Annotated in this window: 17 protein-coding genes; 11 read left to right on the top strand and 6 right to left on the bottom strand. The window is 72.2% G+C overall.

The features are described from left to right. The first annotated feature begins 18 nt into the window (after window positions 1-18). Window positions 19-978 (top strand): sigma-70 family RNA polymerase sigma factor, encoded by a 960-nt coding sequence (locus QI554_RS28685; protein ID WP_281473794.1) that lies wholly within the window; start codon window positions 19-21, stop codon window positions 976-978. Here the strand turns inward: QI554_RS28685 and QI554_RS28680 are convergent. After that, window positions 965-3,151 carry a caspase, EACC1-associated type gene (locus QI554_RS28680; protein ID WP_281473792.1) on the bottom strand — a complete coding sequence of 729 codons (2,187 nt, stop codon included), beginning with the start codon at window positions 3,149-3,151 and terminating at the stop codon, window positions 965-967. The genes QI554_RS28685 and QI554_RS28680 overlap by 14 nt on opposite strands. Before the next feature lie 3 nt (window positions 3,152-3,154). Next, window positions 3,155-3,574 (bottom strand): effector-associated constant component EACC1, encoded by a 420-nt coding sequence (locus tag QI554_RS28675; protein WP_281473790.1) that lies wholly within the window; start codon window positions 3,572-3,574, stop codon window positions 3,155-3,157. A gap of 217 nt (window positions 3,575-3,791) precedes the next feature. Here QI554_RS28675 and QI554_RS28670 point away from each other — a divergent pair, with 217 nt between their 5' ends. The 5 genes from QI554_RS28670 to QI554_RS28650 all read left to right on the top strand — a co-directional run bounded on the left by QI554_RS28670 (window position 3,792) and on the right by QI554_RS28650 (window position 13,118). Next, window positions 3,792-4,454, top strand: a complete 663-nt coding sequence (locus tag QI554_RS28670) for a TetR/AcrR family transcriptional regulator (RefSeq protein ID WP_281473788.1) — start codon at window positions 3,792-3,794, stop codon at window positions 4,452-4,454. A gap of 643 nt (window positions 4,455-5,097) precedes the next feature. Continuing rightward, window positions 5,098-7,266, top strand: coding sequence for an MFS transporter (locus QI554_RS28665; RefSeq protein WP_281473787.1), 2,169 nt, complete (start codon window positions 5,098-5,100; stop codon window positions 7,264-7,266). A 3-nt stretch (window positions 7,267-7,269) separates the two neighbouring features. Beyond that, a complete protein-coding gene (locus QI554_RS28660) occupies window positions 7,270-10,140 on the top strand; it encodes an ABC transporter permease subunit (RefSeq protein WP_281473785.1) in 2,871 nt (956 codons plus the stop codon). Next, window positions 10,137-11,447, top strand: coding sequence for an ABC transporter substrate-binding protein (locus QI554_RS28655; protein WP_281473782.1), 1,311 nt, complete (start codon window positions 10,137-10,139; stop codon window positions 11,445-11,447). The genes QI554_RS28660 and QI554_RS28655 overlap by 4 nt, the downstream gene beginning before the upstream one ends. A gap of 66 nt (window positions 11,448-11,513) precedes the next feature. After that, complete coding sequence (locus tag QI554_RS28650; protein ID WP_281473780.1) at window positions 11,514-13,118, top strand: family 20 glycosylhydrolase; 1,605 nt, start codon at window positions 11,514-11,516, stop codon at window positions 13,116-13,118. A gap of 153 nt (window positions 13,119-13,271) precedes the next feature. On the opposite strand, the gene QI554_RS28645 is transcribed toward QI554_RS28650, so the two are convergent. From QI554_RS28645 to QI554_RS28635, 3 genes are read right to left on the bottom strand one after another with little or no spacing between them, the layout of a single operon-like run. After that, window positions 13,272-14,222 carry a metallophosphoesterase family protein gene (locus tag QI554_RS28645; RefSeq protein WP_281473778.1) on the bottom strand — a complete coding sequence of 317 codons (951 nt, stop codon included), beginning with the start codon at window positions 14,220-14,222 and terminating at the stop codon, window positions 13,272-13,274. After that, on the bottom strand, window positions 14,219-14,908 hold the full coding sequence (locus QI554_RS28640) for an HAD family hydrolase (protein WP_281473777.1): 690 nt from the start codon (window positions 14,906-14,908) through the stop codon (window positions 14,219-14,221). The genes QI554_RS28645 and QI554_RS28640 overlap by 4 nt, the downstream gene beginning before the upstream one ends. A gap of 8 nt (window positions 14,909-14,916) precedes the next feature. After that, complete coding sequence (locus QI554_RS28635) at window positions 14,917-15,792, bottom strand: MurR/RpiR family transcriptional regulator (protein ID WP_281473776.1); 876 nt, start codon at window positions 15,790-15,792, stop codon at window positions 14,917-14,919. Between the two features lie 59 nt (window positions 15,793-15,851). Here QI554_RS28635 and QI554_RS28630 point away from each other — a divergent pair, with 59 nt between their 5' ends. The 3 genes from QI554_RS28630 (at window position 15,852) to QI554_RS28620 (ending at window position 18,383) form a co-directional block, all read left to right on the top strand. Continuing rightward, window positions 15,852-16,703, top strand: a complete 852-nt coding sequence (locus QI554_RS28630) for an MgtC/SapB family protein (RefSeq protein ID WP_281473775.1) — start codon at window positions 15,852-15,854, stop codon at window positions 16,701-16,703. A 9-nt stretch (window positions 16,704-16,712) separates the two neighbouring features. Next, complete coding sequence (locus tag QI554_RS28625) at window positions 16,713-17,369, top strand: TetR/AcrR family transcriptional regulator (protein ID WP_281473773.1); 657 nt, start codon at window positions 16,713-16,715, stop codon at window positions 17,367-17,369. A 162-nt stretch (window positions 17,370-17,531) separates the two neighbouring features. Beyond that, the gene (locus tag QI554_RS28620; protein ID WP_281473771.1) at window positions 17,532-18,383 is read left to right on the top strand and encodes an esterase/lipase family protein; all 852 of its coding nucleotides are present in this window, start codon (window positions 17,532-17,534) and stop codon (window positions 18,381-18,383) included. Window positions 18,384-18,441: 58 nt separating this feature from the next. Here the strand turns inward: QI554_RS28620 and QI554_RS28615 are convergent, their stop codons facing one another. Further along, entirely contained in the window at window positions 18,442-19,479 is a 1,038-nt protein-coding gene (locus QI554_RS28615; RefSeq protein WP_281473769.1) for an Lrp/AsnC family transcriptional regulator, read from the bottom strand. A 114-nt stretch (window positions 19,480-19,593) separates the two neighbouring features. Between QI554_RS28615 and QI554_RS28610 the strand changes: the two genes are divergently transcribed. After that, window positions 19,594-21,075, top strand: coding sequence for an MFS transporter (locus tag QI554_RS28610; RefSeq protein WP_281473767.1), 1,482 nt, complete (start codon window positions 19,594-19,596; stop codon window positions 21,073-21,075). Between the two features lie 79 nt (window positions 21,076-21,154). Continuing rightward, window positions 21,155-22,876 carry an alpha/beta hydrolase family protein gene (locus tag QI554_RS28605; RefSeq protein ID WP_281473765.1) on the top strand — a complete coding sequence of 574 codons (1,722 nt, stop codon included), beginning with the start codon at window positions 21,155-21,157 and terminating at the stop codon, window positions 22,874-22,876. Window positions 22,877-22,972 lie beyond the last annotated feature (96 nt).

The raw sequence follows: 22,972 nt of genomic DNA, 5'->3' as shown, positions 1-22,972 counted from the left end.
CCCCCTAGGGTGACCCACGTGGACAGCACCGCCACTGACCGCTTCGACACCGGTCGCTTCGAGGCCAGCCGGTTCCGGCTGGCCTCGCTGGCGTACCGGCTGCTGGGCTCCGCCGCCGACGCGGAAGACGCCGTACAGGACGCGTTCCTGCACTGGCAGGCCGCCGACCGGCAGCGGATCAAGGTTCCGGAGGCATGGCTGACCAAGGTCGTCACCAACCTGTGCCTCGACCGGCTCCGCTCGGCACAGGCCCGCCGGGAACGCGCGGTCGGAGCTTGGCTGCCCGAGCCGCTCCTGGACGGCGACCCGATGCTCGGCCCGGCCGACACGTTCGAGCAGCGCGAATCGGTTTCGCTGGCGGTGCTGACGCTCATGGAGCGTCTGTCACCCCTCGAACGGGCGGTCTACCTTCTGCGCGAGGCGTTCTCCCACAGCCACGCGGAGATCGCCGAGATCCTCGACATCACCGAGGCCGGAAGCCAGCAGCACCTCCACCGCGCCCGGTCTCGCATCACCGCCGCGCGCTGCCGCAGCGGGAGCGAGGTCGATCCAGCTTCCGCGCGCAGGATCGTCGAGGAATTCCTCGCCGCCGCCTCCTCTGGCCGCACCGAGCGTCTGGTGGCGCTGCTCACCGACGACGCGACCGCGATCTCCGACGGCGCCGGCCTGACCGAGAAGCTGTTGCGCTACGACACGGCTGAGCGGATCGCCGCCGTGGCCCGGGCCGGCTTCACACCCACACCCGCGAAACGACGCCTCGCCGGCGGCACGTCCGCCGTCCACTACGCGCTCGTCAACAGCGCCCCGGCCATCCTCTTCGTGGTCGGCGACCAGGTCGTCGGCGCCGTGACGTTCGACATCACCGGCGGCCGGATCGCGACCGTGCGCGGCATCGCCGCCCCTGCGCGGCTGGTCCGCCTGACCGAAGCTTGGCGACTGCACGAACAGGAGGACGCGCCGCTCATCACCCAGTGGTAGACGTCTGGACCGTCGGGGGCGGCGGCGGGGGGCCGACTTTGGACACGAGGGACGTGGTCTTGTCGATCACGTACACCGCGTCCACACCGGAGCCCGCGCCGACCATCCACCCGTCGCCGCGGTGTTGCCACTGCAGCTTCCCGTCGGCCAGCGCAAGGGAGTAGACGTCGTCGCCGTTGCTCACGTAGACGTGGCCGTCGTGTATCTCGGGTTTATCTCCACCTGTGCCGATGTACGTGGACCACATCGGCTTTCCCTTTCCCGGGTCGAGCCTGATGATCCGGCCGTTCCCCTGGACCACCAGGGCGCCGTCGGCGAACGTCAGCCAGTCGCCCCTTCCAGAGGAAAAGCCCGCGAACGTCCAGCGCCACACGCCTGTCTTGGCGACCACCGCCCGGAGGCCCGCCTCGGTCTCGACGTAGGCGGTCCCGGTCGCCTCCCCCACATCGACCGCTTTGGCTCCTGGGACGTTCCATGCCTGTGACCCGTCGGTCAGATCGAGGGCGTAGGCGTCGGACGGACCGCCCGACGCGGTCCCGCGGAGCGCCACGAACACCTCGCTACTGACGATCTGCCGCCAGCCGGCGCAGATGTCCGAGTTGCTGCCCAGTTCGTTGTGGTCCATGAACCTGGTCCACCGGGTCTTTCCGGTCTTCAGGTCGAGCGCCGAGACGGTGTAATTGGCCGCGTTCGTCGCAGCGAGCGTGAAGACGACGAGCACGGCTTCGGAAGAGGCCGAGCACTCGACGGATCCCGTGCCGACGTCGAACTGCCATTCCTTTTTTCCGGTCGCCGAGTTCAGCCCGATCACGTTCGGCGTAGCCCCGTCGTCCGACTGCCGCAGTACGACGGTCAGCGGACCGGCCAGCCTCGCGGACGTGATCGGAGTGCCGGCGGCGTATCCCCACACTTCCTTGCCCGAAGCCGAGTCGACCAGCGCGACGTCGCCGTTTGCCCGGCGGATGAGAGTGCCCCGCTCGCGGTCCGCGTCGAGCAGGCTGCCCTGCGTCTGCCATTTGACTTGGCCGCTGTCCGCCGCCAGCGCTTCGACCACCTGCTGGGGTGCCGCGGTCACGACGAGATCGCCGAGGACGCGGAAGGTCTCGAAGCCGCCGGAATTGACCACCGCGCTCTTCCACAGCGGTTGTGCCTGGACTTTGGCGGTAGGGATCGAGGGCGAGCCGCCCGCGAACAGCCCGGGCCCGAAGTAGACAGCGGCGGTGCCCAGGGACGCCACCAGGACGGTGACCAGCAGGCGCCGCGACCATCGCGCGACCCGGCTCCCGGGCACGGGCACGCGGACCGCGGGTGCCAGCGGTCCCAGATGGTCGGTCCTGTCGCCGGCGCCGTGCAACGGCTGACTCGCACCCGGGTCAGGGACCGCGACCGGTGGCGGACCCGGCGGGAAAGGGTCGGGTTCCGGTGGCCGATAGCACCGGTTCCGGGCCAGGGCCAGGCGGCCGGCGGTGTCGCGGCTTCGCTTGTGCGGCTTCGGCAGCCCGTCGGCCGCGAGCGCGATGCGCAGGTGTCGAAACAGGGTGTCCATGTCGATGAGTTCGGGGCCGTCGTCGACACCCTCGGTGAGCACGGTGACCAGAGCCCCGGTGAACGCGGTGAGCCGCTCACCGGCCGGCGACAGCGCGACCTGGGTGGCCGAAGTGGCGGTCAGGACATAAGACCCTTCGATCTCCGTCTCGTCGGCGAGGCTCGTGCCCCCGCTCATCGACTCGCCCAGCGCGCGGCCGCTGAAGCAGCAGTCGACGATGACCACGGTGCGCATCGCCGGCTTCCGGTCGTGCCGGATCACGTCGGCGACGTCGTCGTAGCACAACGCTGTGAACCACTTTTCCGGCTGCGTACCCGGCAGCGCGAGAAACAGGTCGGCGCTCTTGGGCTTGGTGAGCCCGTGTCCCGCGTAGTAGACGACCAAGGTGTCCTCGGCTCGCGCCGCCAGCCCGTGGAGCGTGTTCAAAACGGAGACAGAGCTCTCCGGCTGGTCGAGGACGACGCATCGGGAGGGCGGAATCCCCCAGACCAGCGGGTTCGTGAACGCAGCGCGCAACGCCGACAGATTGCGGGCGACCGCAGGCAGGTTCGGCAGATCCGGTGCGGCGTAGGTGTGCGCGCCGATCAGCAGCACGCACGACTTGGCCGGGTCCGGCAGGACCGTCATCGGTCAGCCCCGGCTCTGCTCGCCCGTGTCAGCGGCGTCACTCGGCGGCGCAGGGGCCGACGCCGCGTCGGGGATCCGCAACGCCCGCACCACCCGGGCCACGGTCTCCGGCGAGCCGTCCTCCACGACGATGGACACGCCGTCGTGCTCCACGCGAATCCCGCCCGTCCCGCGCCTCGAACGCTGAGACCGCCAAACGGCCAGGGAGAGCAGCAGGTTGCCCAGGTCGACAGCTTGGTTGACCACGAGTTCGACGACCTCGTACACGCTGCCCATCTCGCCCGGACCCGGCACTTTCCCGGTCAGCGAAGGCCCGGTGGCCCGCCGCACATCGAGGTCGTCCATGAGCCATTCGTAGAGCTCGAGGGTCGCTTCGCCGTCCTCGGTCGCGTCGTCGCCCTGCCACGAAAGCCGGATCTCCATGCCGTCCCCCCACGAACGAGCAACTCCCCACTCGGCCAACGGCATCGTAACGTCGGCACTTGCACGTCCGAGGCGAAGTCGACCCAACTGCCTTCGAGAGCTCAGGCCGGCCCCGGGTGTCTCCGGCGCCGTCCTGCCGGCGCACAATATTTGACCCCCGTTGACAAACCTCTTAGCCTCGCTTCGCCGGGGGTGTCGGGTGACGCTGGGAGTTGGTATGACCGCGGGGCAGCGCGGCCGGGGGCGTCCGGCGAAGATCGACCGGGAGCGGATCCTTCAGGCCGCGCTGGAGGTGGCGGCCGACGGGGAACCGCTCAGCATGAAGGCGGTCGCCGACCGGCTCGGGGTGCAGCGGCCGAACCTGTACCACCACGTCCCGGACCGGGAGGCCCTGGTCGCCATGGTCTCGGCGGCGCGTATCGACCAGGTGATGGACGAGGCCTGGATGCCCACGCCCGACGCGGGATGGCGGGCGTGGCTGACGGCATTCGCGTACGCCGCGCGCGACGCGATGCTGAAGCTGCCGTCACAACCGGACTACGTGCTGCTCGAAGGCCCCCTGGGACAGCGCCAGCTCGACCAGGTCGAGAAGCTGCTCGAGGCTCTCGTGCGGGACGGTTTCGAGGTCGTCGCGGCGGCGCGGTGCGTGACGATGATCGCCGAGCTCGTGCACATGCACGTCCGGTCCGTCTTCGCGCTGCGGGGCCGCGAGAACGAGCCGCACCGCGGGTCGATCGTGGACGCGCTGGAGCAGCAGGGGGGCAGGTGGCCCTTGCTGCGCGCCGCCGTCGCCGAGCCGCACGACGCCGCGGCCCAGTTCCGCTTCGATGTCGAGGCCGCGCTGGACGGGCTGGCGAAGGCCGGCGCCCGGCAGGCCTGATCCCGGGCCGCGGCCGGACGGGCGGCCCGGCCGGCCGGGTCCGGTCTCCGCCGCGGCGCGCTTGACCGCTGTCAGGCGGGCGCGCGCATGACTGCGCGTTTTCTACGCCTCGGATCCGATCACACGGCAACTCCCCTGTCCGTCAAGGCTGTTGGCAGCGTCGTATCGCCGGAGCGGCACGCGCCCGGGTCGCCGTAATTCGACTTCCCTTCCGCGCCGGATCGCACGCCTGCGGCCGCGCGTGCGAGTGCCGATCGGCCGTCGTCCCACGCCCTGCCCTGTGACCCCGCGCGCACGCGTACGCGCCGGTGGTGCCGTGCGGCGTGCCCGGAAACCGGTGGCGGCCGGGCTCTGGACTTTTTTTGTACGCGCGTAAACAATCGTGCTCGCCACGCCGGGGGATCGCGCCGCGTGCCGGGCCCGCACGGGTCCGGCACGCGGGCGCGAGCGTGCCGTCACGCCCGCACCCGGGTTCCCCGCCGTCTTCCGGCCGGGCGGGCCCCCGTGCCGACCGTCTGGAGATTCGCATGCCGCTTGGCAGACGCCGGCCCACGAGACCGCAGAGACCGGCCGCCGCACGCCGCACGCCCTCGCGGGCCTCGCGGTGACCGCCCCCCTCGGCCCGTCGCGGGGTGCCGCGGCCATGACGGCCGCGGTGATCGAGGCGGAGTCGGAACGCACCGCGCGGGCCCGGGCCGAGCGCGAGGTGGTCTTCGCCGACGACCTGCTGCCCGGCGTGGGCCCGCAGCAACTGACGCTGCGCCAGGGCTTGGCGGCGGGCGGGTCGGCGACCTTCCTGACCCTCACGACGCTGTCCGCGTTCGACGAGTTGGAGAGCGCGGCCCTCGGCGTCCTGGCGCCGGACATCCGTGATTCGTTCGGGATGGGCGACGGGGCCATCGTGTTCCTGTCGGCGGCCTCGGGGGCGTTCCTGGTCCTGGGCGCGCTGCCCATGGGCTGGCTCGCGGACCGCTGCAGGCGCGGCCGGGTGGCCGGCTGGGCGGGCCTGGCGTTCTCGGCGTTCGTGTTCTCCTGCGGCCTGGTCGCCAACACGTTCCTGATGTTCCTGGCCCGGCTGGGTGTCGGCGTCGCGAAGTCCAGTGCGCTGCCCGTGCACGGGTCGCTGAACGCGGACACCTACCCGATCGGAGTACGCGGCCGACTCGCGGCGGCGACCGGGATCGCCGGGCGCCTGGCCGCCGTGCTGAGCCCGCTGGCGGTCGGCGGGATCGCCGCTCTCGCAGGTGGTGACGACGGCTGGCGCTGGGCGTTCTTCGTGCTCGGTGTGCCGAGCGCGCTGGTGGCGGTCTTCGCGTTCCGGCTCCCCGAACCGCCGCGCGGCCAACACGAGATGAAGTCCGTGCTGGGCGAGGTCGTCGAGGCGGACCGGGCGATGCCGATCTCGGTCGAGGCGGCGTTCGCACGGCTGATGCGCATCCGCACCACGCGGACCGTGGTCATGGCGTTCGCGGCGATGGGCTTCGGCCTGTTCACCGGACCGGTGCTGACGAACCTGTGGCTGGAGGAGCGCTTCGGGCTGGGGACGTTCGAGCGCGGCGTGTTCGGGACGTTGGGCGGGCTGGGCGTGCTGGCCGTGCTGCCGTTCGTCGGGCCGCGGTACGACCGGCTCTACCGCGCCGACCCGGCACGCGCGTTGCGGCTGGTCGGGTACCTGATCCTGCCGGTGGCGTTCTTGACGCCGGTGGTCTGGTTCATGCCGAACGCGACGGCGTTCGTGGTCGTCGGGACGGTCCCCGTCGTCCTGTTGTCCTCGGCGTTCGCCATGGTCGGTCCGGTGATGCAGTCGGTGACCCCTTACCGGCTGCGCGGCCTGGGCTCGGCGCTGGCGGCCATCTACATCTTCTTCATCGGCGCGACCGGAGGCTCGCTGCTGTCCGCGCTGCTGCTGGACTCGTATGACGCGCGTACTGCCGCCGTGCTCATCGGCGTCCCCTCGACGCTCGTCGGCGCGCTGATGCTGGTCCGCGGAGCGTCGTTCATCAAACACGACCTGTCCCAGGTGGTTCACGAGTTGCGTGAGGAACTCGCGGAACGGGACCGGCAGCGGCAGGACCCGGCGGACGTCCCGGTGCTCCAGGTGCACGGCGTCGACTTCGAGTACGGCAACGTGCAGGTGCTCTTCGACGTCGGCTTCGAGGTGCGCCGCGGCGAGGTCTTGGCGCTGCTCGGCACCAACGGCGCCGGCAAGTCGACGATTCTCAAGGCGGTCTGCGGGCTGGGCACGCCCTCGCGCGGCGTGGTCCGGCTGAACGGCCGCACCATCACCTACGTCGCACCGGAGCAGCGCGGCCGCCTGGGCGTCCGGCTGCTGCCCGGCGGCAAGGGCGTCTTCCCGGCCATGACGGTGCGCGACAACCTCGACATCGCGGCTTTCCAGCTGCGTGACCGGGATGCCGGCTTTCTGGCGCGGCGCCGGTCCTACGTGCTGGACGTGTTCCCCGACCTCGCGGCCCGGCTCGGGCAGCGGGCGGGCAGCCTTTCCGGCGGCCAGCAGCAGCAACTCGCACTGGCGATGGTGCTCGTGCACGACCCCGAGGTGCTGCTGATCGACGAACTGTCGCTCGGGCTGGCGCCGGTCGTGGTCCAGGACCTCCTCGCGGTCGTCGAGCGCCTGAAGGCGGACGGACTGACGATGATCATCGTCGAGCAGTCCCTGAACGTGGCGCTGGCGATCGCGGACCGGGCGGTGTTCCTGGAGAAGGGCCAGGTCCGTTTCAGCGGCGACGCACAGGAGTTGGCCGGGCGCGACGACCTCGCCCGCGCGGTCTTCCTCGGCAAGGACGGGGGCTGACCGGTGACCGTGACCCGCCAACTCGTCTTCGACGGCCTGGTCAACGGCCTGGTCGTCGGACTGCTCGCGATGGGCGTCGTGCTCGTCCACCGCGCCACCCGCGTCGTCAACTTCGCCGTCGCGAACATGGGCCTGGTCGGCTCCGCGCTCCTGGCCCTGCTCAACGTCCGCTACGGCGTGCCGTTCTGGATCGCCCTGGCCCTCTCCCTGGCCGCCGGCGCCGCGTTCGGCGCCGTCACCGACCTGGTGGTGGTCCGCCGGCTGTTCACCGCACCGCGGGTGATCCTCCTGGTCGCCACCATCGGCGTCGCCCAACTCGCCCTCGTGGTCGTGACCGCGTATCCGCAGGTCGACGGCACGAGGACGTACCCCGTGTGGTCGACGGCCACGTGGCGACCGGCGGGCGTGGAGGTCACCGCGACGCAGCTCGCGGTCCTGGCCGTGGTGCCGCTCGCCGCCGCCGGGCTCGGCTGGTTCCTGGGCCGCACCCTGCTCGGCAAGACGGTCATGGCGTCCTCGGACAACCCCGAACTCGCCCGCCTCAACGGCATCAGCCCCAAGGCCGTCTCCACCGCCGTGTGGACCATCGCGGGGCTTGTGGCCACCGTGTGCCTGATCCTCGTCTCGGCACGCAACGGCTCGGTCTCCTCACCGGCGGTGCTCGGCATGACGACGCTCATGCGGGCGCTGGCCGCCGCGATGATCGCGCGCATGACGTCCTTCCGGACCGCCCTGCTGGCCGGCGGGGGCCTCGGACTCCTCGAATCGGTGGTCCAGTTCACCTGGCTCGACCAGCCCGGCCTGACCGACCTGGTGGTCTTCGCCCTGGTCCTGGCCGCGGTCGCCGTCGCACCCCGCGGCAAGGCCGACGACGGCACCGCCTTCTCCTTCGCGCCCCGGGTGCGGCCGGTCCCGGAACGCCTGCGCGGGCTGTGGTGGGTCCGCAACATGGAACGCCTCGGCTTCGCGGGGCTCGGCCTGGTCGCCGTCGTCCTGCCGATGATCGTCACGCAGCCGTCCCGGCACCTGCTCTACACGGTGATCCTCGCGTACGCGATCTGCGCCGCCTCGATCACCGTCCTCACCGGTTGGGCGGGCCAACTGTCCCTGGGACAGATGGCGTTCGCCGGAATCGGCGCCCTTACCGCGGCGAGCCTCTCGCGCGGGCTGCGCCTGGACATCGGCGCCGGCAAGGTCCTCGTGGTCGAACGCCTCACCTTCCCCACCGCGGTGGGGGCCGCGGCGATGGTGACGGCTGCGGCCGCACTGGTGGTCGGCCTCGGCGCGCTGCGCGTGCGCGGGCTGCTGCTCGCGGTCACCACGGTCGCGTTCGCGGTCGCGTGCGAGCACTGGCTGTACGCCCAGGACGTGTTCCATGACAGCCCGTCACTCGCGGTCGCGTCCTTCCCCCGCAGCGACGTGTTCGGGATCGACGTCACCTCGCAACGCTCCTACTACTACGTCGTGTTGGCGGTCCTGGCGGTCGTGCTCGCGATCACGGGGCGGCTGCGGCGCACCGGGGTGGGCCGGACCACGGTGGCGGTGCGCGACAACCCCGCCACGGCGGCCGCGTACACCGTCCACGCAGCGCGCGTGAAGCTGCGGGCGTTCGCGCTCGCGGGCGGCGTGGCCGGACTGGGCGGAGCGCTGCTGGCCGGGGCGCTGCAGACCGTGCCGTACACGGACGCGTACTTCCGCAGCGAGGACTCCCTCATGCTCGTGTCGGTCGTCGTCATCGGCGGCCTCGGCTCGACCTCGGGACCGGTACTCGGCGCGCTGTGGGTGATCGGCCTGCCCGCCTTCTTCCCCGGGAACGACCTGGTCCCGCTGCTGGTCTCCAGCGTCGGCCTGCTGTTGCTGCTGCTGTACTTCCCCGGCGGCCTCGTCCAGATCGGCTACAGCGCCCGGGACGCCCTGCTGGTGTGGGCGGACAAGCGGTCGGCGCCGGCCCCGGTGAAGAGCACGTCGGCCGCCTTGCCCGCACGTCCGCCACGGTGCCGCGCGGAACAGCCTTCCCCGGAGCCGGTGTTGGTGGTCCGCGACCTGCGGGTGCGGTTCGGGGGCGTCGCCGCGGTGGACGGGGTGTCCCTGGAGGTCGGTGCGGACGAGATCGTGGGTCTGATCGGCACCAACGGCGCCGGCAAGTCCACGCTGATGAACGCCGTCGGCGGGTTCGTCCCCGCCGCCGGAACCGTCGAACTCCTCGGCCGGGACGTGTCGAAGGCATCACCCGCCGCCCGCGCCGCCCTCGGCCTGGGCCGCACCTTCCAGGCCGCCACGCTCTTCCCCGAACTCACCGTCGCCGAGACCGTGCAGGTCGCGTTGGAGGCCCGCGGCCGCACCGGGCTGCTCTCCTCCGCGTTGGGCCTGCCGAAATCCACGAGGGGCGAGCGGGCCAAGAAGGCCGAGGCGCACGACCTGATCGACTTCCTCGGTCTGGGCCGCTACGCCGACGCGTTCATCGCCGACCTCTCCACCGGGACCCGCCGCATCGTCGAACTCGCCGGCCTGCTGGCCCTCGACGCCCGGGTCCTGTGCCTGGACGAGCCCACCGCGGGGGTGGCGCAGCGCGAGACCGAGGCGTTCGGCCCGCTCCTGCACGAGATCCGGCGCGAACTCGGTGCCGCGCTCATCGTCATCGAACACGACATGCCTCTGATCATGGGCATCAGCGACCGCGTCTACTGCCTGGAGACGGGCCGCGTCATCGCTGCCGGCACCCCCGACGACGTCCGCAACGACCCCCAGGTCGTCGCCAGTTACCTCGGCACGGACGAACGCGCCATCAACCGCAGCGACTCCGGTGCCGCTCCTGCGCCCACCACCTCCGCAGCCGCATCCCCCGACGCCCACGAGAGGACCTCGTTCGCATGACCACCACACGACGCACCGTCAGACAGACGCCCGGAACCCGCTGGGTCTCCGTGCTTGCCGCCGTCGCCCTGGCGGTGGGCGCCGCCGCCTGCACGGTCGAGGACAAGGAGAAGCCGAACGCCGCTCCCGGCGGCGGCGCCCCTGCCGCCGCGGTCGCGCCCGGCGTCACCGCCGACCGCATCAAGATCGGCGTCGTCTACCCCGACATGGCCGCCCTCAAGCAGTTCGTCAACCTCGACCTCGGCGACTTCGAAGCCGCGTACCGGGCCCTGATCGACAAGGCCAACGCGGCCGGCGGCATCAACGGCCGCACCATCGTCCCGGTGTTCGGGAAGATCAACATGCTTTCCCCGTCCGCCGCCCAGGAGACCTGCGTCAGGCTCACCGAGGACGAGAAGGTGTTCGCGGTCCTCGGCCTCGTCACCGAGACCGCGCAGGCGCTCTGCTACACCCAGGCCCACAAGACGGCCCTGATCGGCGGGCCCGTCAGCCCTCAGCTGGCCGCGCAGGCCGGGGCACCGTGGTTCAGCGACACCGACGCGGACGTCGCCGCCGAGGCCGTGCGCGTCCTCGCCGGTCGCGGCGACCTGACCGGGCGCAAGGTCGCCGTCGTCTCCAACGCCCACGACCAGGCCACGACGGAGAAGAACGTCCTCCCCGCCCTCCAGAGGGCCGGAGTCAGCCCGGTCACCACCGGCTTCCTCGCCGAAACCGGCACCGACGCGGCGGCGCTGGCCCAGCAGTCCGGCGTCCTGTTGCAGAAGATGCAGGCGGCCGGCGCCGACACGGTCCTGGCGGTCGGCAGTGTCTCCGCGACCTTCCCGCAACTGCTCGAGAAGACCTCGTGGCGGCCCCGGCTCCTGTTCACGGTCAGCCCGGTCGGCTACCTGATGGACAAGGCCAAGCACGACTACGGCACCCTGAAGGACGCCGTCACCGCCGCCGCGGTCCAGGACTGGGACGACCCCGCGCTCAAAGACTGCGTCGCCACGCTCGAACAGGCCGACCCGACGCTCAAGGGCAAGCTCGTCGAGCCGGCCACCGTGCCCGCGGGACAACCCACCCCCGGCGCTTCCCTGCAGGTCGCCTGCGTGGACATGGCCATCTTCAAGGCCATCGCCGACAAGGCCGGCCGGGACCTGACCCACGCCTCCTTCCAGGCCGCCGGGTTCGGCCTCGGCCCGACCCATGTGCCCGGATACCGCGAATCCGCGACGTTCGGACCGCAGACCCCGCACGGCGCGATCCCCGTCCGGGCGCTGGTCTACGACCCGGCCGGCAAGAGCTTCGTCCCGACCCCCTCGTGACCGGCGACACCGCGTCGCCCTTCCCTCCGCTGTAGCCGCGGACCGCCACCACTCCCAAGGACACCCATGACGGCCGTCATCCCCAGACCCACCAGCCACACCGCGCAGCCGGGAAGGCTCCGCTCCACGGGCCCCTGGCACGTGACCGCGGCGGACCCCGCCCTCGAACCGGTCGCCGCGGTCGCGGCCGCCCTCCTGGCACCGCACCTGAGCGTCAGCGCCACCACTGCGCATGCCGACACACCGGTCCCACCGCGCACCCTGACCCTCACGCTGGGCGCTATCGCCCGCGGGCCCGAACCTGTCGGGCAATCGCCCCAAGGCGATGTGGAGCCCGTCGACGAGTCCTACGAACTCGTCGTCGCGCCGCACGGAATCGACTGCCGGGCCCGCACCCCCGAGGGAGCGTTCCGCGCCGCGACGACCGCGATACAGCTGATAGCCGCGGCCCCGGGCGGCGAACTCGGGTGCGGCATCTTCCACGACGCCCCGCGCTACGCCTGGCGCGGCCTCATGCTGGACCCCGCACGCGGCTACCTCGCCCCGGACGAACTGCGCCGGCTCATCGACCTCGCGGCGCTGTACAAGCTCAACGTCCTGCACCTGCACCTCACCGACAACGAGGCCTGGCGGCTCCAACTCCTGGACACCCCACAGCTGTCCGCCCCCGGGACACACGGCACACCGTGGTACACCGCCGACGAGTACCGCGACCTCCAGGAGTACGCGGCCACGCGCTTCGTCACCGTCGTCCCCGAGATCGACCTGCCCGGCCACAGCGCCGCACTGCGCGCCGCGCTGCCCGACCTGGCCGACGCTCCCATGGACGACCGCGTACGGGAGTTCCTGGGACGCCTGGAAGGCCTGGTCCCCTTCGCGCCGCCGCTCGACCTCGCCGACGACGCCACGCACGACGTGGTGGCACGCATCCTCAAGGAGGTGTGCGCGCTCACCGTCGGCCCGTACGTCCACATCGGCGCGGACGAAGCCCTCGGTATGACCGACGAGAACTACGCCGTGGCCGTGCAGCGGCTGCGCGACATCGTGCTCGCCTCCGGACGGCAGCCGCTCGCCTGGCAGGAAGCCTCCCGGGCCGGCGTCCGCCCCGCCGACATCCTGCAGTTCTGGACCCGGCCCTCGATGATGGACGCCGCGGGCACCCAGGCGGCCGCGGCACTGGGCGACATCTTCGACACGCTGAAGGAGCTGTTCGCGCCGACCGAGCACGACCTGGCCCGCATCGTCGCGGCAGGCGGCCGCGTCATCCTGTCCCCGCAGTCCCACCTCTACCTGGACCGCCCCTACGACCCCTCGGAAGTCCCCGAAGGCCAGCAGGCGGACGGCGCACGCCTCGGCTTCCCGCTCTACCCGCCCAGCACGGTACGCCGCACCGCCTCGTGGCGGCCCGACAGCCACGGCGTCCCGGAAGCCAACATCGCCGGGATCGAGGCGACGCTCTTCGGCGAGACGGTCGAGGGCATGCACGACGCCTGCGTGCTGCTCCTCCCCCGGCTCCCCGGCATCGCCGAGACCGCATGGGCCGGCAACCCCGCCGAATGGGACGAGTACCAGCACCGACTCGCCGCACAGGCCGTGCTCTGGGACGCGCGCGGGCTCCACTACATGGCCTCCCGCCACGTGCCGTGGCCGACGGCGGGACACGGCGCTTAGAAATCCTGCGCCCGCCGTGGGCGGGGCCCCGGCCGCAGATGCCGCCGGGGCGCTCGCCCGCCCGCCGTACGACGCGCGTCCAGCCGGATGCGTCGAACGCGACCATCCCGTGGGCCCGTTCAGGGCTTCACCGACGACGTGTGGGCGTCGGGATCATTCGAGGAGTCGGCCGTGGTGGTCGCGGAGCCCTTCGAGGGTGACGTTGGCGATGCGGGGGCCGTCGGGTTCCATGGTGATGAGGGTGATGTGGTCGAAGTTGCCTTCGTCGCCTTCGGGTTTGACCCACAGACCGCCGGTGGGGCCGAGGCGGATGTGGTCGCGGCCGTCGATGACGGCGTTCTTGTAGTTGTGGACGTGTCCGGCGAACATCGTGTACGGGCGGTCGCCGAGCGCGGCGCGGATGCGGTGGATCGCCGGGTGGCCCTCGCCTTGCCATATGGGCTGGTGCATGAGGACGAACGTCCAGCGGGCGTCGGCGTTTTCGCGGATGACGTTCTCGGCCCAGGCGGTCTGCTCCTCGGAGACACGGGCCATGGCCTGGTCGCCCTCCCAGTCGACGGACTTCTCCACGAGGCGGCGGAGGCCCTCGGGGTCGCGCTCGGCGTAGGCGTGCATCTTCGCCAGCGCTTCGAGTGCTTCGGGCGACTGCTCGACCGGGGGGTCCTGGGTGTCGAGGACGAGGAAGAGGACGTCCTTGTAGCGGAAGTGGTGGTGGAGCCGGCCGTACCTGCCCAGCCAGTGCCGGCGCGCGAGGTCGTCGGAGACGTCGTGGTTACCCGGCACCAGGAAGAGCGGCATGTCCAAGGGCGCGACGATCCGGTCGAGTTCGGCCCACGCCTCGGCGAGGACGCCCTCGTCGTCGGTGTATCCCTCGATGAGGTCGCCGAGTTGGACGGCGAAGGCGGGGCGGAGCAGGTTCAGCGCGGCGATGCCGCGTTCGAAGACGCCGGGGCGGGCGATGCCCGTGCGGTCGGAGATCAGCGCGAAGGTGAACCGCCCGGGGGCGTCGGCGATGTCGAGGTGGGTCCAGGGGCCGGTGGCGGGCGGCTGGTCGGGTGTTCCGGCCCGGTCGGGCGCGGCCTCGACGGAGAGGTGCGGGTTCATGCCGGGGTTCCTCCGATGGGTGCGGGCGTCTTCGCGCGCAGGGCGGCGATGACGCCGGGGAGTTGGTCGAGCCGGTCGACGGCGGCGTCCGGTCGCACGGCTGCCAGGGCGTCGGCGGGGCGGTAGCCGCCCGTGATCGCGACGGCGAGGTAGCCGGCGGCGCGGGCGCAGTGGATGTCGTACTCGGTGTCGCCGACGTAGTAGGCGCGCGCTCGCGTGGGGCGCTGGCTGAGCAGGGCGGACGTCTTGGCGGGGACCCCGGCCAGGACGACGTCGAAGCGGCCGTCGAGGCCGGTGTGGCGGATGTCGTCCGTGACGGCCTGTGCTCCTGCCGCGGAGACCACGCCCACGCGTGCGCCGCGGGCGCGCAGGGTGTCGAGGGTGGGGTGCGCGTCGGGCCGCAGCGGCGCGGGCTCGGTGGCGAGGGCGCGGTTCCAGTGCCGTTCGGCGGCGTCGGCGTCGGCCACCCCGAGGCCGCCCAGGAACGCGGACAGGGGGAGCTTCCAGCTGGACCGGAAGGCCGTGGCGGACAGTCGCGGCAGGCCGCGGTGGGCGAGGACGGCGTTGGTGGCGCGGACGGCGCGGTCGGTGTCGGCGACGAGCGTGCCGTTCCAGTCGAACAGCACGAGCGTGTCGGTGAGATCGAGGCGCGGCGGCGCGAGCGAGTGGTGCTCGGTGGGCGGCATGAGGGTCCTCAGTAACGGTGCTCGGTCAGGAGGTCTTCCGTCGCGGCGAGCGCGTCGCGGGCGGGGCCGTGGCGGAGCGCGACGGTGACGTAGAGCGCGTCGAGCACGGCCAGGTGCACCAGGCGGCTGCTCATCGCCTCGACGCGGTACGCGGTCTCGCTGCTGCCCGCGACCAGCACCAGGTCCGCGGAGTCGGCGATCGGCGCGCCGGCGAAGCTGGTCAGCACCGCGGTGGTCGCCCCGACGGTGCGCGCGGTCCGCAGCGCGGCGATCGTCTCGCGGGTCGCGCCGGTGTGGCTGACGGCGAAGCACACGTCGCCCGGCCGCAGTGTCCGGGAGGTGACGTGCTGGAGGTGCGTGTCGCCCGGGAAGACCGCGTCGAGGCCGAGCGTGGCCAGGCGGTACGCGGCGTCGGCGGCGGGCGGCGCGGACGTCCCCACCGCGGTGAACAGGATCCGCCGTGCCCGCAGCAGCGCGTCCGCCGTGGCCTGGACCGCCGCCGGGTCGACGACGCGGACCGCCTCGTCCAGCGCGCGCGCCGAGGCGGACAGCACCTTGCGGGCGATCTGTCCCGCGTCGTCGCCGGGCGCCACGTCGTCGGCCAGCCGTCGGTGCGTCGGGGCGGACTCCCGCGCGAGGGCGAGCTTGAGGTCGTGGAATCCGCGCAGGCCCAGCTTCTGGCAGAACCGCGTCACCGAGCCGACCGAGGTCTGCGAGGCGGCGGCCAGGTCGCTCACGGACATCTGTACGACGTCGGCGGGCGCCTCGGCCACCACCTGGGCGACCCGCTGCTCGGCGGGCGACAGGCCGGACGCCCGGCGTGCCAGCTCGCGCAGCGGCGGCGAGTCGTCGGCGACGGAAACCGTTGTGGAAGGATCGTCCATGCCGACATGATTATCTGGAATATTCCTCCAAAGCAAGAGTCGACCAAGGGCGGGTACGCATGGGCGGGACGATGACCGCGGTGTCCGGGATACCCGGGCCCAGCCTGGCCGCGCCCCTCCACCACGGCGCCGGATGGCCGCAACTGTGGGAAATCCTGCTGGCGTTCGTGCTGTCGAGCGCGATCGGCGCCGAACGCGAGATCCGCAACAAGAGCGCCGGGCTACGCACCCACGCCCTCGTCGGCGTCGGGACCGCGCTGTTCGTCGAGGTCTCCAAGTACGGCTTCGCCGACGTCCTGCCTCCCGGAGCGCAGGGCTACGACCCCTCCCGCATCGCGGCGCAGATCGTCTCGGGTATCGGCTTCCTCGGCGGCGGCCTGATCTTCGTCCGCCGCGACAGCGTCAACGGCCTGACCACCGCGGCCGTCGTCTGGCTCACCTGCGCCGTCGGCATGGCCTGCGCCGCCGGCCTTCCCCTGCTCGCACTCGCCGTGACGGCGCTGCACTTCGTGGTCGTCTTCGGCTACACCCCGCTCATCCGGCGCTTCAGCACGGTCGACCGCCAGGTCGCCGAGCTACGCCTGACCTACCTGCCGGCGCACGCCGTCCTGCCCCGCACCCTCGTCGCCGCCGTCGCCCACGGGTTCCGCGTCACCGACGTCGCCGTCCACCACCGCGACCACGACCCCGCCGCATCCGGCGCCCCCGACCCCGTCGACCGCATCCGCGGACGCGTCACCCACGTCGTCCTCCACCTCGAAGCACCCCCGGCGCGACGCACGGACCGACGCACCGCGCCACGCGCCGAACCATCCGCGGAGCCACAGGCCTTGATCGCCGAACTCGCCGAAATCGACGGCATCCTGACCGTCGCCGCCGGTGACCGACAGCCCACCGGGTCGGGAGGGTAGGTTGTGCCCGTGGCCGACTCGAAGATCACCGGCGGCGCCGGGCGGCGCATCCGGGGGCTGGACGCCGAGCAGCGGCGGCTGCGGCGGCGGGACGACCTGCTGGACGCGGCTTTGGCGCTGTTCGCCGAGCAGGGCTACCACGAGACGTCCATCGAACAGATCTGCAAGCGGGCGTTCGTCGGGACCAAGAGCTTCTACGAGGTCTTCGACGGCAAGGAGGCCGCCTACCTCGCCCTGCAGGAGCGGATCGTCGCCGATGTGACCGGCAGGCTGGCCGAGACCCTCGACGAGGCCGGGGACACCGGGGAGGACGACGCGTCGCGGCGGCTGGTCCGGCTGTTCGCGCACGCGTTCGTCGACGACATCCGCGTCGCGAAGGTGACCTTCGGGGAGGGGCGGGCGATCACTCCCCTCGCCGAGCGCCTGCGCCGGGCCAACCGCCGGTGGGCCGCGTCGTTCGTCGAATCGGTCTGGGCGCGGTTCGGGGTGCGGTCGGCGGGCGACCTGCACGGTGTGGCGATCGGCGTGATCGGCGGGCTGTTCGACATCATCGCCGACTGGCTGCTGGACACCGTCGATACGGCCGATCCGGCGGAGCGGACCCGGCTGGAGGAGTCGCTGCTCCGGTTCTACTCGGCGGTTCGCGCGGGTATCGCAGCGCCCTGAGTGGCGCGTCCGCCCCCCAACTGCCCACGCGCCGAGGGGCTTTCGATGGGCGTACCCAACTGCAATCAGGGTTCGTTTTTTGGAAACGAGCTCTTGTTTCCAATATCCCGCCGTGCTCTACTCCCGGGTAACAACCGCACGCGACCTGACCAGGAGCACCGCATGCGAACCCGCCTGAGAACCGCCGTGGCCCTCGCGATCGCCGCCGTGGCCGCGCTGTCCCTCTCCACTCCGAACGCCTCGGCCGCGACGCCGACGGCCGGCTGGAACAACTGGGCCTGCACCCCGAGCGCCGCCCACCCCGAACCGGTCGTCCTCGTCCACGGACTCGGCGCCAACGACCTGGAGAACTTCGCCACCCTGGCGCCGACCCTCGTGGTGAAGGGCTACTGCGTCTACTCGCAGACGTACGGCGAGACGGTCCTGGGCCCGCAGGCCGCCGGGCTCGCCCCGATGGAGGACAGCGCCGCGCAGCTCGGCGCGTTCGTGGACCGTGTCCGCGCGGCCACCCGTGCGGCGAAGGTCGACATCGTCGGCCACTCCGAGGGCACCACCGTCCCCGCCTACTACATGAAGTTCCTCGGCGGCGCGGCCAAGGTCGACCACTTCGTCGGCTTCGGCGCGAACTACCGCGGCACGAGCCTGGACGGACTCGCGACCCTCGCCTCCGCGCTCCACCTCCAGGGGCTCCTCGACGGCGTCGGGTGCCCGGCGTGCGCGGAGTACCTGCCCGGCTCCGCGTTCCTGTCCGCCCTCGACGCGGGCGGCGTCGCCGTCCCGGGACCGACGTACACGAACATCGTGTCCCGCTACGACACGGTGGTGACCCCGTACACCAGCGGTGTCATCCCCGGAGCGAACGTCAGGAACATCGTCCTCCAGGACGTGTGCCGGCTGGACTTCAGCGGCCACCTCGGCCTCGCGGTCGACCCCAACGTCGCCGCCCTGGTGCTCAACGGGCTCGACCCGGCCCACGCCAGGCCGGTCGTCTGCCTGCCCTTCGTCGCGCCCTGACGCCGGGGGCCGCCGACCGATCGGGGAACGATCCACCCGGCGTCGGCGGCCTCGCCGGCTAACGGCCGCGGATGTCGATGGAGACGATCTCGCGGGCGTAGCCGTCCGGGTCCACGAGTCTGCTCATGAGGCGGACCGGGCGGAGGACCACCTTGCGGTCGGTGGTCTCCAGGTCCGGCAGGAGCCGGTTGAGCCGGGTGTCGAACCGGTGGATGTCGGCGAGGTCCCGGAAGACGGCCTTGAAGACGAGGTTGTTCGGGCCGGCCACCAGGGTGACCGCCTTGATGTTCGGCATGCCGGTGATGGTCGCGGCCGCCGTGGTGAGCGCGTGCACGGGGGTGCGTGCCGTGTACCAGGCGGTGAGCGGGGTGGAGGTCTGTGCCGCCGCGACCTCGACCATCATGCGCAGCGCGCGCAGCTTGGTGAGTTTGGCCAGGCGTCGGCGGACGGTGGCCTCGCTGACGTCCAGGTCCCGGCCGAGCGCGCTGAGCGGGCGGCGGCCGTCGCGGCTGAGGACGAGGCACAGGGCCCGGTCGAGGTCGTCGATGCCGTCGGACGCGCCGGTGATGCGGCCGTGGTCGGGTTCGGGGAGGCGGGTCAGGGCGGCCTTGTCGAGTGCCGCGTGTCCGATGTGGGTGCCTTCGGAGTGCACGGTCAGCACCGGGTGGGTGTGGATCGCGGTCACGCCCGGTGTGGTGCCGAGGCGTCCGAGGATGTACGTCGACATCGGGGCCATGCCGTCGGTGACGACGGTGGCCAGGACGTTGCCGGTGCCGGTGACGACGTCCACGAACTGGGCCTGCGGATCGCGGGCGATCTTCTCCGCGGTGGCGAGCGCGGTCGCCGGGGTGCAGGCGAGTTCGACGATGGCGACGGCGAGCGAGGTCACCAGCACCGGATAGCAGGTCACCCACGCCGTCCCGCTGCGTTCCATGAGCTCCCAGCGCCGGGCCGCGGTGGTGGGGTCGACGCCCACGGCCGCGCCGATCACCGCCCAGGACGCCCGTGGGGACCGTTCGACCGCCTGGATGACCGCGAGGTCGAGCTCGTCGACGGCGACGGGGCCGGCCGGGGAATCGGTGACGGAATCAGGCATGAACAGCACCTTACGCGCAGGTTTCCGGTGTCTCGAAGCTCTCGATGACTTGGGCGTCACTATCGGGGCTGAGACGCCCTGCCGTGCTGTACCGGCCCTCGTGGAGAGTGGACGATGACACCTGATTCCTCCCCCGCCGCCAGACCCACGCGCCCGGTCTCCCGGGTGGTCCTGCTGGTGACCCTGCTGCTCGCGATCTCCGCCTTCCAGGTGGCGGCGGTGATGATCACCCCGGCGCTTCCGAAGATCGGCCCGAAGCTGGGGGCGTCGGCGTCGCAGATCTCGCTGTCGCAGGCGCTGTTCTTCGCGCTCGGCGGGCTGTCCGCCGCCGCGCTGCCGGTCAGCGACCGGTTCGGCAGGAAGCGGATGCTGACGGTGGTCCTTGCGCTCGGGATCGTCGGCAGCGTGCTGGTGGCCACCTCGGGGAACCTGGCGCTGTTCGACCTGGGGCGGTGGCTGCAGGCGACCGGGGTGGTCGCGCTGCCGCTCTCGTTCCTGATCCTGCGCGACCAGGTGCCCGCCGAGGAGTACCCGCTGTACCTGGGCTGGCTGAACGCGCTCAACAGCGGCGTCAGCGGCATCGACGTCTTCATCGCCGGGCGGGTGACGGACACGGTCGGCTACCGGGGGATCTTCTGGATCGCCACCGGACTCGGTGCCGTGGCCCTGGTGTGCGTGCTCGCGTTCGTACCCCGGTCCCAGGCGATCTCGCAGCGCACCGACTGGCTGGGCATCGCGACGCTCGGGGCGGGTGTCGTCGCGGTCTCGACCGGGCTCGCGCAGTCCGGCACGTGGGGCTGGACCGACGCCGGCACCGTCCTCCTGCTGGTCGCCGGGGTCGCCCTGATCGCCGCGTTCGTCGTCGTGGAGCGGGTCTCGGCGCACCCGATGGTCCAGGTCGGCCTGCTCGCCAGCCGCCGGGTGTGGGGCCTGGCGGTGATCATCCTGTTCGGCATGGCCGGGTTCATGGGGGCCACCAACATGCTCATGCCGTTCTGGGCCGAACTTCCCAAGGCCGTCGGCGGGTTCGGGTTGAGCGCGACCGACTACTCGCTGGCCGTACTGCCCGGCACGTTCCTGACGGTGTGCTTCGCCCCGACCATGGGCCACCTCGCGCGCCGGGTCGGATGGCGGCCGATCCTGATCACCGCGACGGCGGTCGCGGGTGCGGGGCTGGTGGGACTCGCCCTGTGCATGGACTCCACGGTTCCCGCGTTCGTGTTCGCCACGCTGGTCACGTGCGTCTTCGCGGGTGCGGCGATGACCGCGGCGACCGGGCTCGGTGTGCTGTTCTCCCCGCCGGAGACACCGGCGTTCCTTCCCGGGATCGTGTCGGTGATGTTCTCGTTCGGGTCGTCGCTCGGCTTCGCGATCAGCGGATCGGTGCTGGCCCGGGACACCGTCTCCGTGCCCGGCGCGCCGCCGCTTCCCACGCAGGACGCGTTCACCCATGCGTTCGCGCTCATGGCCGCGTTCATGGTCCTGGCGGCGGTGCTGACCCTCGTGGTTCCCCGCATCCGCTCCCAGGCGCACGCCCCCGCCCGCACCGGCACCGGCACCGGCACCGCGCCGGACGTGCAGACCGCCGAAGCCTGACCGCACGGCATCCCGAGAACGCCCCGCGCGGCGACCCGGCGCACGGCCGCCGCGCGGGGCCCCGTACCCAAGGACGACGATGAACGAGCGCAGCCTGACCATCCCCGGCGACCTCGGTGGCATCCCGGCCACCATGGCGACACCGCCCGGGGACGGGCCCTTCCCCGCCGTGGTTCTGCTGCACGGCACCGCGAGCCACCGCGACGAGGTCGGCGGGATGTTCGCCCGGCTCGCGGCCGCCCTCGCCGCCCGCGGCGTCGCCTCGCTGCGGATCGACTTCGCGGGCTGCGGCGCTAGCACCCTGCCGCAGACCGACCTGACCGTGACCAGCGAGGTCGCCGACGCCCGCACCGCCTACCGGTGGCTCGCCGACCACGACGACGTCGACGCGGCCCGGATCGGCGTGCTCGGCTTCTCCCAGGGCGGGATGATCGCCACGCTGCTCACCCGGGCCGAGCCCGGGCTCGCCGCGCTGGCCTGGTGGTCGTCCGGCCCCGCTTCCCCCTTCGGCCACCCCTTCGCGGGCCTGGCGCCCGCGTTCGCCGGCGACGCCGATCCCGTTCTCGTGGACGTGGGCTTCGCCCGGTTCACCTTCTCGCGGACCTGGTGGGAGGAAGTCCAGAACATGGACCTGCCCGCCGCCCTCGCCGCGTTCGACCGCCCGATCCTGGGGCTGGCCGGGGGCGCCGACACCGTCATCGACATCGCCGCGTCCGCCGCGGCGCTGCGCAAAGCCCCCGGCACCGACGTCACCGTCACCGAACTTCCCGGCGCCGACCACATCTTCAACGTGCTCGACCCCGACAGCGACCAGTCCACCCCCGTCGTCGTCACCACCGCGGACTGGTTCGCCGACCGCCTCGCCGCGGTCGCGCCCGACGTGATGCCGATGAGCCCGGCCGAAGCCGAGCTGATGACGTTCGCGGACTACGAGTTCCCGCGCCCCGAAGAGCTGGACGACCGCGTCCGCTTCCACGACGGCCTGGTCGCCCGCATCCAGGGCCACCGACCGCTCATGATCGACGTGGACGTACCGCGCCCCTCCGACGGCAGGCCGGTGCCCGTCGTCGTCTGGCTGCACGGCGGCGCCTGGATGTGGGGCACCAACAAGCACACCGCCACCCCCATCGACACCGAACGCATCCGCGAGGAACTCCTCGCCGCCGGCATCGCGTTCGCCTCGGTGCAGTACCGGCTCAGCGGCGAGAGCCGCTGGCCCGCGCAGCTCCACGACATCAAGAGCGCGGTCCGCTGGCTCAGGCACCACGCCGACCGGCTCGGCATCGACCCCGAACGCGTCGCCGCCTGGGGCGAATCCGCCGGCGGGCACCTTGCCGCGCTCCTCGCCACCACCGGCGACCGGCCCGACCTCGAGGGCCACGTGGGCGTCACAACGGGCACGAGCCGTATCCAGGCGGCCGTCTCGTGGTACGGCCCGACCGATCTGGCCGCCATGGTCGAGAACGGATTCGCGGCACCGGCGTACGAACTGCTCGGAGGCCGGACCGAACTGGCGCGCCAGGCAAGCCCCTTGCACCATGTCGGCGGCGGTACCGCCCCGATGCTGCTGATCCACGGCACCGACGACACGCCCGTCCCCGCCGACCACAGCCGACGCCTCGCCGACGCCTGCACCGAGCACGGCGTCCCCGTCGAGCTCGTCCTCGTCCCGGACGCGGGCCACGCCTTCGCCGGAACCGACCACGTCCCGTACATCGCGCGGAGCGTCCTCTACCTCGCCCGTGCCCTCCGCGGCGACACCTCCGACCCGGCGCCTGGGCAGTTGCTCGGGACACCGTGACGGCCCGACTCACTCCGCGACGGCGCCTCCGACTCGTCCGACCCCGCCCACTGGTCGGTAGCCTCGGCGGCGCGGAATCGGCGGGCGGGGAGTGGT

The sequence above is a fragment of the Yinghuangia seranimata genome (assembly GCF_029953285.1).
GTDB lineage: Bacteria > Actinomycetota > Actinomycetes > Streptomycetales > Streptomycetaceae > Yinghuangia > Yinghuangia seranimata.
Note: the sequence above shows the minus strand (reverse complement) of the source record. Positions and strands in the feature narration are given on the sequence as shown.

What these genes read in the sequence shown, in the direction of transcription:
- QI554_RS28680 (WP_281473792.1), bottom strand. Translation starts at nt 3,151, where the DNA reads ATGACGGTCCTGCCGGACCCGGCCAAGTCGTGCGTGCTGCTGATCGGC.
- QI554_RS28675 (WP_281473790.1), bottom strand. Translation starts at nt 3,574, where the DNA reads ATGGAGATCCGGCTTTCGTGGCAGGGCGACGACGCGACCGAGGACGGC.
- QI554_RS28670 (WP_281473788.1), top strand. Translation starts at nt 3,792, where the DNA reads ATGACCGCGGGGCAGCGCGGCCGGGGGCGTCCGGCGAAGATCGACCGG.
- QI554_RS28665 (WP_281473787.1), top strand. Translation starts at nt 5,098, where the DNA reads ATGACGGCCGCGGTGATCGAGGCGGAGTCGGAACGCACCGCGCGGGCC.
- QI554_RS28655 (WP_281473782.1), top strand. Translation starts at nt 10,137, where the DNA reads ATGACCACCACACGACGCACCGTCAGACAGACGCCCGGAACCCGCTGG.
- QI554_RS28650 (WP_281473780.1), top strand. Translation starts at nt 11,514, where the DNA reads ATGACGGCCGTCATCCCCAGACCCACCAGCCACACCGCGCAGCCGGGA.
- QI554_RS28645 (WP_281473778.1), bottom strand. Translation starts at nt 14,222, where the DNA reads ATGAACCCGCACCTCTCCGTCGAGGCCGCGCCCGACCGGGCCGGAACA.
- QI554_RS28640 (WP_281473777.1), bottom strand. Translation starts at nt 14,908, where the DNA reads ATGCCGCCCACCGAGCACCACTCGCTCGCGCCGCCGCGCCTCGATCTC.
- QI554_RS28635 (WP_281473776.1), bottom strand. Translation starts at nt 15,792, where the DNA reads ATGGACGATCCTTCCACAACGGTTTCCGTCGCCGACGACTCGCCGCCG.
- QI554_RS28630 (WP_281473775.1), top strand. Translation starts at nt 15,852, where the DNA reads ATGGGCGGGACGATGACCGCGGTGTCCGGGATACCCGGGCCCAGCCTG.
- QI554_RS28620 (WP_281473771.1), top strand. Translation starts at nt 17,532, where the DNA reads ATGCGAACCCGCCTGAGAACCGCCGTGGCCCTCGCGATCGCCGCCGTG.
- QI554_RS28615 (WP_281473769.1), bottom strand. Translation starts at nt 19,479, where the DNA reads ATGCCTGATTCCGTCACCGATTCCCCGGCCGGCCCCGTCGCCGTCGAC.
- QI554_RS28610 (WP_281473767.1), top strand. Translation starts at nt 19,594, where the DNA reads ATGACACCTGATTCCTCCCCCGCCGCCAGACCCACGCGCCCGGTCTCC.
- QI554_RS28605 (WP_281473765.1), top strand. Translation starts at nt 21,155, where the DNA reads ATGAACGAGCGCAGCCTGACCATCCCCGGCGACCTCGGTGGCATCCCG.